General features: G+C 64.4%; 16 protein-coding genes, 1 tRNA gene and 1 pseudogene. 9 read left to right on the top strand and 9 right to left on the bottom strand.

Going from position 1 to position 14,161, the window contains the following annotated elements:
* Positions 1-28: 28 nt before the first annotated feature.
* Positions 29-601, bottom strand: coding sequence for a T4SS efffector SepA family protein (locus tag MRBLSP13_RS15780; protein WP_363755462.1), 573 nt, complete (start codon positions 599-601; stop codon positions 29-31).
* A gap of 185 nt (positions 602-786) precedes the next feature.
* On the opposite strand from MRBLSP13_RS15780, the gene MRBLSP13_RS15775 reads away from it, so the two are divergent.
* Complete coding sequence (locus tag MRBLSP13_RS15775; protein ID WP_363755460.1) at positions 787-978, top strand: DUF6771 family protein; 192 nt, start codon at positions 787-789, stop codon at positions 976-978.
* Positions 979-1,054: 76 nt separating this feature from the next.
* On the opposite strand, the pseudogene MRBLSP13_RS22430 reads toward MRBLSP13_RS15775, so the two are convergent.
* From MRBLSP13_RS22430 to yajC, 7 genes and pseudogenes are all read right to left on the bottom strand, one after another.
* Positions 1,055-1,153 (bottom strand): annotated as a pseudogene (locus tag MRBLSP13_RS22430) (ATP-binding protein); the annotation flags it as partial.
* Positions 1,154-1,234: 81 nt separating this feature from the next.
* Entirely contained in the window at positions 1,235-1,906 is a 672-nt protein-coding gene (locus tag MRBLSP13_RS15770; protein ID WP_363738581.1) for an RlmE family RNA methyltransferase, read from the bottom strand.
* Positions 1,903-3,021, bottom strand: a complete 1,119-nt coding sequence (locus tag MRBLSP13_RS15765; RefSeq protein ID WP_363738579.1) for a Ppx/GppA phosphatase family protein — start codon at positions 3,019-3,021, stop codon at positions 1,903-1,905. Before MRBLSP13_RS15765 ends, MRBLSP13_RS15770 begins: the two co-directional genes overlap by 4 nt.
* Before the next feature lie 103 nt (positions 3,022-3,124).
* Positions 3,125-3,409, bottom strand: a complete 285-nt coding sequence (locus MRBLSP13_RS15760) for an MTH938/NDUFAF3 family protein (protein ID WP_414714660.1) — start codon at positions 3,407-3,409, stop codon at positions 3,125-3,127.
* Between the two features lie 113 nt (positions 3,410-3,522).
* Entirely contained in the window at positions 3,523-4,509 is a 987-nt protein-coding gene (secF, locus tag MRBLSP13_RS15755) for a protein translocase subunit SecF (RefSeq protein WP_363738577.1), read from the bottom strand.
* A 15-nt stretch (positions 4,510-4,524) separates the two neighbouring features.
* Positions 4,525-6,126, bottom strand: coding sequence for a protein translocase subunit SecD (secD, locus tag MRBLSP13_RS15750; protein WP_363755458.1), 1,602 nt, complete (start codon positions 6,124-6,126; stop codon positions 4,525-4,527).
* A gap of 7 nt (positions 6,127-6,133) precedes the next feature.
* Positions 6,134-6,469, bottom strand: coding sequence for a preprotein translocase subunit YajC (yajC, locus tag MRBLSP13_RS15745; protein WP_363738575.1), 336 nt, complete (start codon positions 6,467-6,469; stop codon positions 6,134-6,136).
* Positions 6,470-6,658: 189 nt separating this feature from the next.
* Here yajC and MRBLSP13_RS15740 point away from each other — a divergent pair.
* The 3 genes from MRBLSP13_RS15740 (at position 6,659) to MRBLSP13_RS15730 (ending at position 7,692) form a co-directional block, all read left to right on the top strand.
* Positions 6,659-6,735: transfer RNA gene (locus MRBLSP13_RS15740), tRNA-Pro, on the top strand.
* A gap of 137 nt (positions 6,736-6,872) precedes the next feature.
* Complete coding sequence (locus MRBLSP13_RS15735) at positions 6,873-7,412, top strand: glycoside hydrolase family 108 protein (protein WP_363755456.1); 540 nt, start codon at positions 6,873-6,875, stop codon at positions 7,410-7,412.
* Between the two features lie 10 nt (positions 7,413-7,422).
* A complete protein-coding gene (locus MRBLSP13_RS15730; RefSeq protein WP_363755454.1) occupies positions 7,423-7,692 on the top strand; it encodes a 3TM-type holin in 270 nt (89 codons plus the stop codon).
* Positions 7,693-8,194: 502 nt separating this feature from the next.
* Here the strand turns inward: MRBLSP13_RS15730 and MRBLSP13_RS15725 are convergent.
* Positions 8,195-8,734, bottom strand: coding sequence for a hypothetical protein (locus MRBLSP13_RS15725; RefSeq protein ID WP_363755713.1), 540 nt, complete (start codon positions 8,732-8,734; stop codon positions 8,195-8,197).
* A gap of 318 nt (positions 8,735-9,052) precedes the next feature.
* On the opposite strand from MRBLSP13_RS15725, the gene rpsM reads away from it, so the two are divergent.
* The 5 genes from rpsM to MRBLSP13_RS15700 all read left to right on the top strand — a co-directional run bounded on the left by rpsM (position 9,053) and on the right by MRBLSP13_RS15700 (position 14,128).
* Complete coding sequence (gene rpsM / locus MRBLSP13_RS15720; RefSeq protein WP_097090689.1) at positions 9,053-9,421, top strand: 30S ribosomal protein S13; 369 nt, start codon at positions 9,053-9,055, stop codon at positions 9,419-9,421.
* 76 nt (positions 9,422-9,497) lie between these two features.
* Positions 9,498-9,887, top strand: a complete 390-nt coding sequence (rpsK, locus tag MRBLSP13_RS15715; protein ID WP_004208752.1) for a 30S ribosomal protein S11 — start codon at positions 9,498-9,500, stop codon at positions 9,885-9,887.
* Between the two features lie 121 nt (positions 9,888-10,008).
* Positions 10,009-11,073 carry a DNA-directed RNA polymerase subunit alpha gene (locus MRBLSP13_RS15710; RefSeq protein WP_363738566.1) on the top strand — a complete coding sequence of 355 codons (1,065 nt, stop codon included), beginning with the start codon at positions 10,009-10,011 and terminating at the stop codon, positions 11,071-11,073.
* Positions 11,074-11,318: 245 nt separating this feature from the next.
* The gene (rplQ, locus tag MRBLSP13_RS15705) at positions 11,319-11,744 is read left to right on the top strand and encodes a 50S ribosomal protein L17 (protein WP_133652635.1); all 426 of its coding nucleotides are present in this window, start codon (positions 11,319-11,321) and stop codon (positions 11,742-11,744) included.
* Between the two features lie 110 nt (positions 11,745-11,854).
* Entirely contained in the window at positions 11,855-14,128 is a 2,274-nt protein-coding gene (locus tag MRBLSP13_RS15700; RefSeq protein ID WP_363755452.1) for a prolyl oligopeptidase family serine peptidase, read from the top strand.
* Positions 14,129-14,161: the final 33 nt, after the last annotated feature.

Raw genomic sequence — 14,161 nt, 5'->3', positions numbered from 1 at the left:
GCTCGCGCCCGCTTTCGCGGAACACCGATCAGACGATGAACGATCCAACCCTGTTGGGATACAGCGCCTCTTCCTTGTTCTGCCACCTGAACTGCACTTCCAGTTTGATGCCCAGCTTATCGGCAAGCTCGAAAGCCTGACGGAACGCAGCATTGCTGTCCTGACCTTGCACCGAAATGCCCACGCTGGGCAGATATTTGTAGCCGTTATCGACCTTCTGACCGACCATCGCGTTAACGGAAAGCGCGTCCTTGATCGCAGACGCATCATGCCCCTGCTCGCTCATCAATTTGATGACGCGTATCATGATGGTGTTCCAATAGCAGTCGGCTTTCGGAAACATGACGCCTTCAAGATTGACCGCAGTAACAGTCGTATGCGCCAGTTGCGGCGGATTGCGCCAATCGAAAGTCATAATGCGACCATCATCGGTCAACGGCGCGCCAGGCATCACTGTCGTTGGAGCCGGGGTCGCAGCCGACGAACCCTGCTCATATAAGTCCAGCAAGCGCCGGATGACGGAATCGTAGGTATCAACAAGCGGCTTCGCCATGCTCTGCAAACGCAGGTTCGTGGCTTCATCAATATCAATGCTGGGCACTGTAATCTCCTTAGAACGCTTAGGCATCCGAATCGCCTTGCGATCCGTAACACCCTTATGACGTCGATATGGTTATATGGCAAAATATTATTCTATAAGAGCCATATGAACGTATAACAGCCATATGAGTGAAAATCAGCCTCAAGCCGCTTGCTCAATTGTTCCCTTTATGTTCTAATTCTTGCATGACCCAGCCTGATTCTCTGTGGCTCGCTCAGAGCCTCCTCAATGCGCCCGGATGGGCACGAGTAGCACTGACTGCCCCGAACGAACGCCTGCGTGAGCAAGCCGCTGTTGAACTGGCACAGACCATCATCTGTGCTATGGAACGACCGCCGACGATACACGACATGCGACAGATGACCTTGCCGCTGTGATGCACGTCGGACGCGCGCTATTGGCTGCATTTTCCTAAGAAATCTGCGGATAGCGGATTATTGTTTGCGCTTACGCAAGCATGAAATTGGGGAGGCCGGGCACGAGCTGGCACTGAACCTCCACGCCGCGCGCTTCCAGCCCCAGATAGGCGACCGTCGATACCGTCGAAACCAATGATGTTCCCCCAACGCCCCAAACGGCCTGCCTTCGCAGGAACAGGCAGGCATTTCAATCTCTTGGTAGAGATGAGCGGGATCAGCCTTCTTCGGCGCGCCCCTTGAAGCCCTGGGCCACGACATACCATTCGACGCTGCCCTTGCGGCTGGCCGGCGGCTTGGCGTGCTTGATCGTGGTGAAATGCCTTTTGAGGATGGCGAGCAGGTCGGCGTCCGTGCCGCCCGCGAACACCTTCGCCACGAAGGTGCCGCCCTTGCGCAGATTTTCGACGGCGAACATGGCTGCCGCCTCGACCAGTCCCATGGTGCGCAGATGGTCGGTCGCCGCATGCCCGACGGTGTTGGCTGCCATGTCGGAAATGACCAGGTCGGGCGCGTCGCCCAGCGCCTCGGCCAGAAGAACGGGCGCCTTGTCGTCCATGAAGTCCATCTGGAACAGCGTGACGCCCGGAATGGGATCGGTCGGCAGCAGGTCGATGCCCACCACCTTCGCCTTGGGGCAGAGTTTCCGCACCACCTGCGCCCAGCCGCCCGGCGCCACGCCCAGGTCGACCACGGCGCGGGAACCCTTCACGAAATGGAATTTCTCATCCAGTTCGATCAGCTTGAAGGCGGCGCGACTGCGCCACCCTTCCGCCTTGGCGCGGCGGACATAGGGGTCGTTCAACTGTCGTTCGAGCCAGCGGGTGGACTGTGCCGTCCGCCCCTTCGCCGTCTTGACCCGCACCTTGCCGGCACCAGTGCCTCTCACATCTTCACTCCGTCGCGGTCCATCAGGCCGCGCAATATGCCCTCGCGAATGCCGCGATCGGCCACGCCCAGTCGCAGGGCGGGCCAGATGTCGAGGATGGATTCCAATATGGCGCAGCCGGCCACGACCAGGTCGGCCCGCTCCGTCCCGATGCAGGGCAGCTTCTGCCGTTCCGCCAGCGGCATGGAGGACAGCCGCGCCGAAATCGCCCGCATCGACGTGGAAGGGACGATCAGCCCGTCAATCGCCTGCCGGTCGTAGCGCGGCAGGTCGAGATGCAGGCTGGCGAGCGTCGTCACCGTGCCCGATGTGCCCAGCAGGCGAATATCGGCCTGCGGCGAGGGCAGTCGGCGCGCCAGCGGCGCGAAGGCGTCCGCCACACGCGCGCGCATCCGGGCATAGGCCGACAGCCGGTCCATGGGATCGGCATGATCGAACGCCTCGCTCTCCGTCAGGGAGACGACGCCCCAGGGCGCGCTCACCCAGTCGACGATATGCGGCGCGCCCGCGCGATTGGCGTCCACCAGCACCAGTTCGGTCGACCCGCCGCCAATGTCGAAGATCAGCGCTGGCCCATCGCCCGGCTCCAGCAGCGCGTGGCAGCCCAGCACCGCCAGCCGTGCTTCCTCCTGCGCGCTGATGATGTCGAGGGCGATGCCGGTTTCCCGATAGACCCGCTGGATGAATTCAGCCCCGTTGGAGGCGCGGCGGCAGGCCTCTGTCGCGACCGAACGGGCCAGCGTGACATGCCGGCGGCGCAGCTTGTCGGCGCAGACCGAGAGGGCCGAAATCGCCCGCTCGATGGCTTCGTCGCTGATCCGGCCGGAAGCGGCAAGCCCCTCCCCCAATCGCACGATACGCGAAAAGGCGTCGATGACGATGAAGCCGTCCGCCGAGGGTTTGGCGATCAGCAGGCGGCAGTTGTTCGTGCCGAGGTCAATCGCCGCATAGGACCCCCGGCCCCGCAGCGCGTGAGGCAAGAGGCCCCGTGATTTCGACGGGGGAGTGAGGGCCGCAGCCTTGCTCCCATTGCCCGGACCGGAACGGACCCCCTTGCCCGAAATTCCGCCGGCCGGGCCGGAACTCTGCGGCGATGGGCGGCTGTGCTGCACCATGGCCGTATCTCTTTTCTTCTTCGCCAGCGCCGAGAGGCGCCGGAACTTGCCCCAAGAGTAGGCAAAGGAAGAGGAAAGCGCAAGGCGGGGCGGACAGCCCCCCTCAGACAAGCGGCATGAGGGCCGCGACGATCCACCGTTCCTCCGCGCGCAGCACGCCCCAGGCGCGGGCGGCGGCGCGGCTGTCCATCACCTCCACGCCGATCCCGCGGCCTTCCAGTTCGCGCACGAAGGCGCGCGGCGGCTGGCGCAGGGCCGCGCCGGTGCCGACCAGCAGGAATTCCGGCGGGACATCCAGGTCGAGCAGGTCGCCCAGATCCGCGACGGTCAGCGCATCGACGGCGGGGGCATGGCGCCAGGCGAGCGCCCGCACGGGAGACAGCAGCAGGCCGTCGGGAAAGACATCGTCCCTGACGCGAAAGCCGCGACCCTGAAAGCCGGTGACGATCGGCCCCTGCCCCGCATCATCGCGGCGCAGCTCTATCCCGGACCTGTTCCCGTTCAGGGCCGCGCCCCGTCGTCGCGCGGGCCCATGCGCTCCGCCTGGGCGGCGGGATTGGCCTTGCTCGCCTTCTTCTCCGCCGCGGCGGGGGACAGGCCAAGGCTGATCAGCAGTGAGGAGGAGACATAGACCGAGGAATAGGTGCCGACGATGATGCCCAGCATCATGGCCGCAGTGAAGCCGCGCAGCACATGGCCGCCCAGCAGCAGCAGCGCGCCCAGCGCCAGCAGCACGGTGAGGGAGGTCATGACGGTACGCGGCAGCGTCTCGTTGACCGACAGGTCGATCAGCGACTTCATGTCCATCTTGCGATATTTGCGCATGTTTTCGCGGATGCGGTCGTCGATCACCATCTTGTCGTTGATCGAATAGCCCACGATCGTCAGCACGGCGGCGACAATGTTGAGGTCGAATTCCAACTGGGTGATGGCGAAGAAGCCCAGCGTCATCAGCACGTCGTGCATGATCGCGACGAAGGTGGAGACGCCGAACTGCCATTCGTAACGGAACCAGGAGAAGATCGCGATGCCGATCACCGCCAGCATCACCGCCAGCACGCCGTTCTGGATCAGCTCGCCCGAAACCTTGCCCGACACCGTGTCGTAGCGGGAGAAGGTGACGCCGGGGAATTCCGCCGTCATCGCCTTGCGCGCCTTTTCGACGATGGCGTTGGCCGCGCCCGCGCCGCCCTGTTCCGGCAGCGGCAGGCGGATCTGCACTGTCCTGGGATCGCCGAACTGCTGGAGCGAACCGTCGCCCACGCCCAGCCGGTCGATCACGCCGCGCACCTTGTCGGTTTGCGGCGGCGTTTCGAACTTCGCCTCGATCATCAGTCCGCCGACGAAATCGACGCCGAGATTGAGGCCCTTGTAGAAGGTCGCGCCGACCGCGACCACGGTCAGCAGCGCCGTCAGGGCAAAGGCCCAGTGGCGCAGCTTCACAAAGCCGATATTGGTGTTGTCCGGGACGAGCTTAAGCAGTTTCATGTTTCTCTCCGCCCGTCAGATGTGGATTTCGGTCGGGCGCTTGGCGCGAACCCAACGCGACACCAGCAGGCGCGTGAAGGTGACGGCGGTGAACACGCTGGTCGCGATGCCGATCAGCAGCACGATCGCGAAGCCCTTGACCGGACCCGACCCCAGAGCGAGCATGATGCCGCCGGCGATGGCGTGGGTCACGTTCGCTTCGAAAATGGTGCGGCTGGCTTCCTTATAGCCATGTTCGATCGACTGGACCACATTGCGGCCCCGACGGCGTTCCTCGCGGATGCGTTCGTAGATCAGCACGTTGGCGTCGACCGCCGTACCGATGGTCAGCACGAAGCCGGCGATGCCCGGCAGCGTCAGCGTCGCGCCGAGAATACCCATCACGCCCAGGATCACCAGCACGTTGATGGCGACGGCCAAATTGGCGTACATGCCGAAGCGGCCGTAGCTCAGGAACATGAAGGCCGCGACGGCGACGACCGCGATGATCGAGGCGGTAAGGCCGGCCTTGATCGAGTCGGCGCCCAATTGCGGACCGACCGTGCGCTCCTCCACCACGGTCAGCGCGACGGGCAGCTTGCCCGACCGCAGCGCGATCGCGAGCTGGTTCGCGCTTTCCACCGTGAAGCTGCCGCTGATCTGCGCGCTGCCGCCCAGGATCGGTTCATTGATGTTCGGCGCCGACAGCACCTTGCCGTCCAGGATGATGGCGAAGGGACGGTTGACGTTCTGCGACGTCACCTGGCCGAATTTGCGCCCGCCCGCACCATTGAAGCGGATGTTGACGATCGGCTCGTTGCCCTGCTGGTTATAGCCCTGCTGCGCGTCGGTCAGGTCTTCGCCCGACACCATGACCTGCCGGTAGACGGCGATCATCGGCGGCCCGGCCGGATTGGTCGGATAGGGCAGCACTTCGCTGCCCACCGGGGCGCGGCCCTGCGCGACTTCGGCCGGGTTGGCGTTGACGTCGACCAGCTTGAATTCCAGCTTCGCGGTCTGGCCGAGCAGATCCTTCAGCGCCTTGGGATTCTGGAGGCCCGGCACCTGCACGACGATGCGGTTGTCGCCCTGCTGCTGGATGGTCGGTTCGCGCGTGCCCATCTCGTCGATGCGTTTGCGGATGACTTCGGTCGCAACTTCCATCGCGCCCTTGACCGCATTGTCGATGCCCGCCTGGGTCGGCGTGATGACGATGGTGGAGCTGTTCACCACCTCGACATTGAAATCGCGCTGGCCGGTGAGGCCCGCACCCTGCGTCAGCGGTCGGATGCGCTCCACGGCGGCGTCAACCTCCGAGGGGTTGCGGACCATGAAGCTGAGCTTCCCGTCGCGGCTGGAAATGTCGCCGATCGCGATCTTCGTGTCGCCCCGACGCAGTTCCGTGCGGACCTGCTCCTCCATATTGGCGAGCCGCTGCTTGGCAACATCCTGCGTCGATGCTTCGAGCAGCAAATGGCTGCCGCCCGACAGGTCGAGGCCCAGATTGACGCGGGTCTGCATGAATTTGGGCAACTGCTCGACCACCCGGTCAGGCAGGAAGCTCGGCACGGCGCAGGCTATGCCGATCAGCAGCGGCGCCAGAATCGCAAAGACCGCCCAGCGGGGAAAGTTCAGCATGGACGTCTCAGTCGTTCGCGGGCTTGGCGGTGGCGGGATCGATCACGTCGGTCAGGGTGGACTTCACCGCCTTCACCTTCATGCCCGGCGCCAGTTCGACCTCGGCATAGAAATCGTCGACGCGGACCACCTTGCCGACCAGGCCACCGCCGGTCACGACCTGATCGCCCTTCTTCACGGCGTCGATCTTGGCCTTGTGGTCCTTCATCTTCTTCTGCTGCGGACGGATCAGCAGGAAGTAGAAGACGACGAAGATCAGGACCAGCGGGGCCATCTGAACCAGCATGGAGGCGCCGGACGATTCCCCGCCCGCGGTTTGGGCAAAGGCTGGAGATATGAACATGCTTGGGACTTTCGCCTTCTTCTCTTGTCCTGTCGCGGGCGCAGACAAACGCCCACAGATCAAGGGCGCGCGGCTAACACAGATCGCACGGCTGAGGCAACATGATTAGGGTTTCCGACGAATGCGCAAAAAGCCTGCATCGAATGGCTTGCATATTCGCCAAACTGCTTCTAATTGCGCCGCTCCGGTCGGGACGTAGCGCAGCCTGGTAGCGCATCACACTGGGGGTGTGGGGGTCGGAGGTTCGAATCCTCTCGTCCCGACCAAATTTCCGGCAGGGCGTTTTTCAGCCTGCCTGGTCTCCTTCCCTCGCCGGATGACCTGCCTCAGCGCTTTTCCGCTGTCCTACAGCTAACCAAATGGGATAAATGATCCGCTTTTCGGAAACAGGAGGGCGGTTTTCATGGATATTGCGGCTATGATCGACGAGGTCATCGCGCGGGAGGGCGGCTACAGCAACCATCCGGCGGATCGCGGCGGTCCGACGAATTTCGGCATCACCCAAGGCGTGGCGCGGGAAAACGGCTATGGCGGCGACATGCGGGCGCTGCCCAGGTCGGTGGCCGAGATGATCTATCGCCGGCTTTATTGGGAGAAGCCGGGTTTCGCCTTTGTCGCCGAACTGGCTCCGGCCGTGGCGGAGGAACTGTTCGACACGGCCGTGAACATGGGGGCCACGGTCGCGGGCGGCTTCCTTCAGCGGGCGTTGAATGCCCTCAACCGCAACGAGCGTGATTATGCCGATGTGAAGGTGGATCGGGCCGTGGGCGCGAGGACGCTCGCCGCGCTGGGCGCATTCCTGGCCGTGCGCGGGCCCGCGGGCGAGAAGGTGTTGCTCAAGGCGCTGGAGGCGCTTCAGGGCGAGCGCTATCTGGCGCTGGCCGAGAGCAGGCCCGCCAACGAGGCCTTTCTTTACGGCTGGCTTGCCAATCGGATCGGTTAGGAGGGTCGGCATGACCTCTACGCGCAGGCGCATCGCGCGCGACCGGTGGACGCTGTCGGCGCGTCCCGCCTTTCTTTATGTGATGTACGGACTGCTGCTGTGGTCGGTGCCGCTGGGGCTGATCGGCGGGGTGCGCCCCGACGTGGCGGCGGGGATCATCCGGGCGATGCAGGCCTATTTCAGTGCCTTGCCCGAACCGCTCTATGCGCTCTTCGGCACCGGTTATCTCGGATATACGGCGGCGCGGGCCTGGGGGAAGGCAAAGGGGGTGGAGCGCTAGGACGGATCGATCGGGGGGTGAGGCAGGAGCGATCTTCGCGCGCCTATATCAGGCAAGACCGCGCCACATATGAGAGGGGCCGCTGGAGGGATAAGTCTCCAGCGGCCCATCATTGACATGGTCAGCGGCCGGAAGTGCCGCCCAAGGGAAACGTTGGTTCGCGCTATTCTGCGGATAGGGCGCTTCGCCTGCGGAACCGCAGTCGACAGTCACCGGATGTCTGCAAAACCGACGCTATGGCGTCGCTCAGCGGCGCGTTCCCCGAATGGACTTGACCGACCCCATTGCTGAACCATGAGACATCGGATCACCTCCTTTCGCTAGTTGAAGCCCCTATAGCCGTTCCCGGATACTGGTCCTTCGCCGTCTATGAAATGATATGTGAATCAGACGAGCCGCCAGTTCAAGGCTTGTAAAATTCTTTTTTCGAATCATACTTCTGCGTCCGCCGATCGCAGGTGATTTACCGTCACGTCGACGCAGTTCACCGGAAATCAGGGACTTAGGCGCGGCAGTCCTCGACGACGCGGCTCACCTCCGCCCAGCTTGGCAGCACCAGCATCTCCATGCCCTGCACCTCGACCGCGAAACGGCCCCGGCTATAGGCGATCTGGTCGAGCGTGGCGTCGCTCGCGGCGCGGATCGCCTGCGTCGCGGCGATGGTCCCGGCGGGGGCGCTTGCGGGCCAGTTGACCGCGCCATAGCTGGTCCGCACCGTCATTGCCGCCTGCGCCGGGCCGGGCCGCAAAAGCGCGATGCGGCGCGTCGCGCGGTCGCAGCGGATGATGAACAGGCTGCTTTGCGCGTCGGCGCCGAACAGGGCGACCGATCCGGTGCCGTCCACCTGATAGCGCCAGTCGCCCGCCGTGGTCGGCCGGTCCTGCCAGTCGGCCGGCGGGGGTGGAGGCGGCGCGGGCCTGGCGACGGGGGCCGGGCGCGGCGCGGGCACGGGCGCAGGTGCGCGCTGCGCAGGCGCGCCGACGCAGGAAGCCAGCACGGCCAGGGCGGCCACGGACAGGATGGAGGGCAGAGTGAAGCGCATCGCGCCTTCATGCCCCAGGGAACAGGATTGCATCAACCCGAAAAGGGCGCGACGATGCGTCGGACGGGTTGGAGATTCAGGGTCGCCGAAGCGCCGGATCTCACCGCTTTCGCGGCCACCCGTCATTGACAGCCAAGGGCCGAATCGCTAAGGGCACCCCTTCCCGACACGCTCACGAGCGGCAGTGCTGTGGCGCTGGCCGTCTTTTTTGCGTCTTGGGGCCTATCGAATCGGCTGTCGTCTGCCTAAGGACTGCAGCCCTGACGCTTTGAGATGGGGTGGCGCCAACCGCCCCGTGGAGCAGGAGTACAGATTACCATGGCACGTATTGCGGGTGTCAACATCCCGACCAACAAGCGCGTGATCATCGCGCTCACCTACATCCACGGCATCGGCCGTCACACCGCCGTCGCGATCGCCGACAAGCTGGGCATCGACCACAGCCGTCGCGTCCAGGACCTGTCCGACGCCGAAGTCCTGCAGATCCGCGAAGCCATCGACGCCGATCACACGGTGGAAGGCGACCTGCGCCGCGAAACCGCGATGAACATCAAGCGCCTTATGGACCTCGCCTGCTATCGCGGCCTGCGTCACCGCAAGGGCCTGCCGGTTCGCGGTCAGCGCACGCACACCAATGCGCGCACCCGCAAGGGCAAGGCGAAGCCGATCGCTGGCAAGAAGAAGTAATCGTTGAGGGTCAGCCCCTTCGGCTCGGCCCTCCGGTCACTTCCGCTTTTAACGATTTCAGTAGGATTAGAGCAAAATGGCACGCGAACCCCAGCGCATCAAGCGCCGCGAACGCAAGAACATCTCGGCCGGCGTCGCGCACGTCAACGCCAGCTTCAACAACACCATGGTGACGATCACCGACGCCCAGGGCAATGCGATCAGCTGGTCCTCGGCCGGCATGATGGGCTTCAAGGGCAGCCGCAAGTCGACCCCTTACGCCGCGCAGGTCTGCGCCGAAGACGCCGGTCGCAAGGCGGCCGAACATGGCGTGCGTACCCTGGAAGTCGAAGTGAAGGGTCCGGGATCGGGCCGTGAATCGGCCCTGCGCGCGCTGCAGGCCGTTGGCTTCCACATCACCTCGATCCGCGACGTGACGCCGATCCCGCACAACGGCGTGCGTCCTTCCAAGCGCCGCCGCGTCTGATAACGACGCGCGGCTTGTCGGCGGGCGGCGGACGCGTCGCCCGCTCACCCATCTGCATCGGTCGGAACGTCCTGTCGGGTCAGGATTTTGAACGTTTCGGCCACATCCCCAGGGGAAATACATGACTGTCAACATGAAGAACTGGCAGGAATTGAAGAAGCCCAACAGCCTTGAGATCAAGGTGGCGGGCGACGGCAGGCGCAAGGCGACCTTCGTCGCCGAACCGCTGGAGCGCGGCTTCGGCCTGACGCTCGGCAATGCGCTGCGCCGGGTTCTTCTCTCCTCGCTCCAGGGCGCGGCGGTCACCTCGATCAAGATCGAGAACGTCCTCCACGAATTCTCCTCGCTCGCGGGCGTGCGTGAGGACGTCACGGACATCGTCCTCAACATCAAGCAGGTCGCGCTCAAGATGGAAGGCGACGGTCCCCGCCGTCTCCAGCTGTCCGCCACCGGCCCTGCCGAAGTGCGCGCCGGCGACATCACCACCGTGGGCGACATCGAAGTGATGAACCCCGACCTGGTGATCTGCCATCTGGACCAGGGTGCGACCCTGAACATGGAACTGACCGCCGACGTCGGCAAGGGCTATGTCCCCGCCGTCGCCAATCGCCCGGCTGATGCCCCGATCGGCCTGATCCCGATCGACGCGCTCTATTCGCCGGTGCGCCAGGTCGCCTACAAGGTCGACAACACCCGCGTCGGCCAGGAACTGGACTATGACAAGCTGTCGCTGACCGTCGAGACCGACGGCACCGTGACGCCCGAGGACGCGGTGGCCTATGCCGCGCGCATCCTTCAGGACCAGCTCCAGCTGTTCGTCCATTTCGAGGACGCCCTGCCCGCTTCCGCTCCGGCTGCGGGCGCCGCCTCCGGCGCTTCGGCTGGCGAAGGCGAGAGCGACGCGAACCAGATCAACCGCTACCTGCTCAAGAAGGTGGACGAGCTGGAACTGTCGGTCCGCAGCGCCAACTGCCTCAAGAACGACAACATCATCTATATCGGCGATCTGGTCCAGAAGACCGAGGCAGAGATGCTGCGCACCCCGAATTTCGGTCGCAAGTCGCTGAACGAGATCAAGGAAGTGCTGTCGTCCATGGGCCTGCGCCTGGGGATGGACATCCCCGGCTGGCCGCCGGAAAATATCGAGGAAATGGCCAAGAAGCTCGAACAGGAGCTGCTGGGCTGAGACGAAGCGAGCCGCGCAGCGCAGCAGCGCGGCGGTTCGCAAAGCGAATGCGAACGACCGGCCAGCGACGCATGGCGTCGACTGACGTCACGGGATTTACTGCCGTGACGGTCCACCGGACGATCGAAAGGGCATAGGGCGGCGGCCCTTGAACGCCGCCTGGTCTGGGGTACCAGAGGGCGCCCATCGAAATAGCATTTCGATGGGACCCGCTAGACGGCCCCTTAACGAACGAAGGAAGAAAAATGCGTCACAAGGTTGGTCATCGCAAGCTGCAGCGCAGCGCCGGGCATCGCAACTCGCTGCTCCGCAACCTCGCCGCCTCGCTCATCAAGCATGAGCAGATCCTGACGACCACGCCCAAGGCGAAGGAACTGCGTCCTTACGTCGAGAAGCTGATCACCCTCGCCAAGAAGGGTGGCCTGTCGAACCGTCGTCTGGCCCATTCCCGCCTGCAGGACGACGCGCAGCTCACCAAGCTGTTCGAAGTCCTGGCCGAGCGCTACAAGGACCGCAACGGCGGTTACACCCGCGTGATCAAGGCCGGCATCCGCGCTTCGGACGCGGCGCCGATCGCGATCATCGAACTGGTCGACCGCGACGTCGATGCCAAGGGGCAGGATTCCGGTCCGGTCCAGGGCGCCGATGCCGATGAGCTGGAAGCGGCCTGATCGGCTGATACCACGCTTCGAAAGTGGTAATTTGATTTCGGAACAGGCCGTGGCTTGATAAGAGCCACGGCCTGTTTCGTTTGTTTTCATGGGGATGGAAGTTGGAGAGGATGCGCGCCCTTGGCTGCCTGGCTCTGGCGTCGCTGCTGCTGCTTGCCCTCCCCGCCGGTGCAGAGCCGGGCGCAGGTCCGATTGCGCCCGGAGACGAAGCAAACATAGCGCGCAACCTGGCTGGCTCGAGCGGTTCGGGAAGCAAGCTTCCGGAGACGGCATATCGTCCGCGCGGCAATGACGGCGATCTGCACGGCCATGGCCTGCGCTACCCCGAGACAAGGCGGATCGACCTGGTCGAGGATCATTTCGGGGTCAAGGTGCGCGATCCCTATCGCTGGCTGGAAAAGGAGCCGCGCGACGATCCTGCCGTCCGCGACTGGGTGGGACAGGAAAACCGCCTCACCCGCCGTTACATTGACGGCTTGCCGGGGCGCGAGACCCTCAAGAAACGAATGCAGGCGCTGTTCGCCCATGGCCGCTACATGATCCCGCGCAAGGCGGGGGGGCGCTACTTCTACGGCTATAACAAGGGGCTCCAGAACCAGACGCCGCTCTATGTGCGCGACGGACTGAACGGCGCGCAGCGATTGCTGATCGACCCCAATGCCTGGGCGGAGGACGGGTCGGACGCGCTGGCGGAATGGGCGCCCTCGCCCGACGGCCGCTTCCTGCTCTATGCCGTGCAGGAGGCGGGCAGCGACTGGCGCACGCTGAAGGTTCTGGACGTCGCTTCGGCCCGGCCGCTCGACGATGTCGTGCAATGGGTGAAATTTTCCCAGCTTGCCTGGGACGGGCAAGGGCAGGGTTTTTTCTATTCGCGCTTCGACGCGCCGCGGGATGGCGCCAGGTCGCAATCCGCAACGGTGGGGCAACAGCTCTATTATCACCGGCTCGGCACGGCGCAGGCGCAGGACCAGCTGATCTACGCCACGCCCGATCAACCGCGCCTCAGCCATACGGCGCAAGTGACGCAGGACGGGCGCTGGCTGGTCATCAGCAGCTTCCAGGGCACGGACCCGCGCCGGGAGCTGCATCTGGCCGAACTGACCGGCGGCAGGGTGAAGATACGCCCGCTGGTAAAGGGCATCACCAATGACTGGCGACTGATCGGCAGCCGGGGGTCGACGCTCTACTTCATCACCGACCAATATGCGCCGCATTTGCGCGTGGTTTCGATAGACGCCCGCTTCCCCCGACGCAGCAGCACACAGGTGGTGGCCGAACGCACGGATACGCTGGCGGGCGGGTCGCTGGTGGGGGACCGGCTGATCCTCGCCTATCTGTCCGATGCGGAAAGCGTGGCGGAACTGGTCGACCTCAGCGGGCGAAAGGTCAGCGACGTGCCGCTGCCGGGCATGGGCACGGCGGCGGGCTTCGGCGGGCGCGACGGCGACCCGGAAACCTTCTTCAGCTTCTCGGGCTTTGCCACGCCATCGAGCATCTACCGCTTCGACACGGCGACGCTGCGCTACGAGCTGTTCGCCCGGCCGGAACTGCCCTTCAATCCCGACGACTACGGCATTGAACAGATCAGCTATCCCTCGAAGGACGGCACGATGATCCCGATGACGGTCATCCGCAAGAAGGTGCTGGCCCTTTCCAGAACGCCCGCGCCGACGATCCTGTACGGCTATGGCGGCTTCAACATCGCGCTGACGCCTGGTTATTCGGCGACGCGCATGGCGTGGCTGGAGCAGGGCGGCGTCTATGCCATCGCCAATCTGCGCGGCGGCGGCGAGTTCGGCAAGGCATGGCATGATGCGGGCCGGCTGGCCAACAAGCAGAATGTGTTCGACGACTTCATCGCGGCAGGCGAATATCTGAAGGCCAATGTTTATACCACGAAGGACGGCCTCGCCATCGAGGGGCGGTCCAATGGCGGGTTGCTGGTCGGCGCGGTGGTGAACCAGCGGCCCGACCTGTTCGCCGCGGCCCTGCCCGCGGTGGGCGTGATGGACATGCTGCGCTTCGACCGCTTCACCGCGGGCCGCTACTGGATCGACGATTATGGATCGCCGGACCGGGAAGAGGATTTCCACCTGCTTTACGCCTATTCGCCCTATCACAACATCATAAGCGGCAAGGACTATCCGGCGATCCTCGTCACCACGGGCGATACCGACGACCGGGTGGTGCCGGCGCACAGCTTCAAATATGCCGCGGCGCTGCAGGCGGCGGAGCTGGGGCCGAAGCCCCGCCTCATCCGGATCGACACCAGGGCGGGGCACGGCGCTGGCAAGCCTGTGGACAAGTTGATCGACGAATATGCCGACAGCTATGCCTTTGCCGCCTATTACACAGGGCTGAAACTGAGCGCACAGCCGCAATAGCCGCAACCGTCCGACGCGGCGCCTGGCGGTCCG

The sequence above is a fragment of the Sphingobium sp. LSP13-1-1.1 genome (genome assembly GCF_040676415.1).
Taxonomy (GTDB): Bacteria; Pseudomonadota; Alphaproteobacteria; order Sphingomonadales; family Sphingomonadaceae; genus Sphingobium.
The sequence above is the reverse complement of the archived record's forward strand: the minus strand, read 5'-3'. Positions and strand labels throughout refer to the sequence as shown.

What these genes read in the sequence shown, in the direction of transcription:
- rpsK (WP_004208752.1), top strand. Translation starts at nt 9,498, where the DNA reads ATGGCACGCGAACCCCAGCGCATCAAGCGCCGCGAACGCAAGAACATC.
- yajC (WP_363738575.1), bottom strand. Translation starts at nt 6,469, where the DNA reads ATGTTCATATCTCCAGCCTTTGCCCAAACCGCGGGCGGGGAATCGTCC.
- MRBLSP13_RS15765 (WP_363738579.1), bottom strand. Translation starts at nt 3,021, where the DNA reads ATGGTGCAGCACAGCCGCCCATCGCCGCAGAGTTCCGGCCCGGCCGGC.
- MRBLSP13_RS15710 (WP_363738566.1), top strand. Translation starts at nt 10,009, where the DNA reads ATGACTGTCAACATGAAGAACTGGCAGGAATTGAAGAAGCCCAACAGC.
- secD (WP_363755458.1), bottom strand. Translation starts at nt 6,126, where the DNA reads ATGCTGAACTTTCCCCGCTGGGCGGTCTTTGCGATTCTGGCGCCGCTG.
- MRBLSP13_RS15735 (WP_363755456.1), top strand. Translation starts at nt 6,873, where the DNA reads ATGGATATTGCGGCTATGATCGACGAGGTCATCGCGCGGGAGGGCGGC.
- secF (WP_363738577.1), bottom strand. Translation starts at nt 4,509, where the DNA reads ATGAAACTGCTTAAGCTCGTCCCGGACAACACCAATATCGGCTTTGTG.
- MRBLSP13_RS15725 (WP_363755713.1), bottom strand. Translation starts at nt 8,734, where the DNA reads ATGCGCTTCACTCTGCCCTCCATCCTGTCCGTGGCCGCCCTGGCCGTG.
- MRBLSP13_RS15700 (WP_363755452.1), top strand. Translation starts at nt 11,855, where the DNA reads ATGCGCGCCCTTGGCTGCCTGGCTCTGGCGTCGCTGCTGCTGCTTGCC.
- MRBLSP13_RS15775 (WP_363755460.1), top strand. Translation starts at nt 787, where the DNA reads ATGACCCAGCCTGATTCTCTGTGGCTCGCTCAGAGCCTCCTCAATGCG.
- rplQ (WP_133652635.1), top strand. Translation starts at nt 11,319, where the DNA reads ATGCGTCACAAGGTTGGTCATCGCAAGCTGCAGCGCAGCGCCGGGCAT.
- MRBLSP13_RS15730 (WP_363755454.1), top strand. Translation starts at nt 7,423, where the DNA reads ATGACCTCTACGCGCAGGCGCATCGCGCGCGACCGGTGGACGCTGTCG.
- rpsM (WP_097090689.1), top strand. Translation starts at nt 9,053, where the DNA reads ATGGCACGTATTGCGGGTGTCAACATCCCGACCAACAAGCGCGTGATC.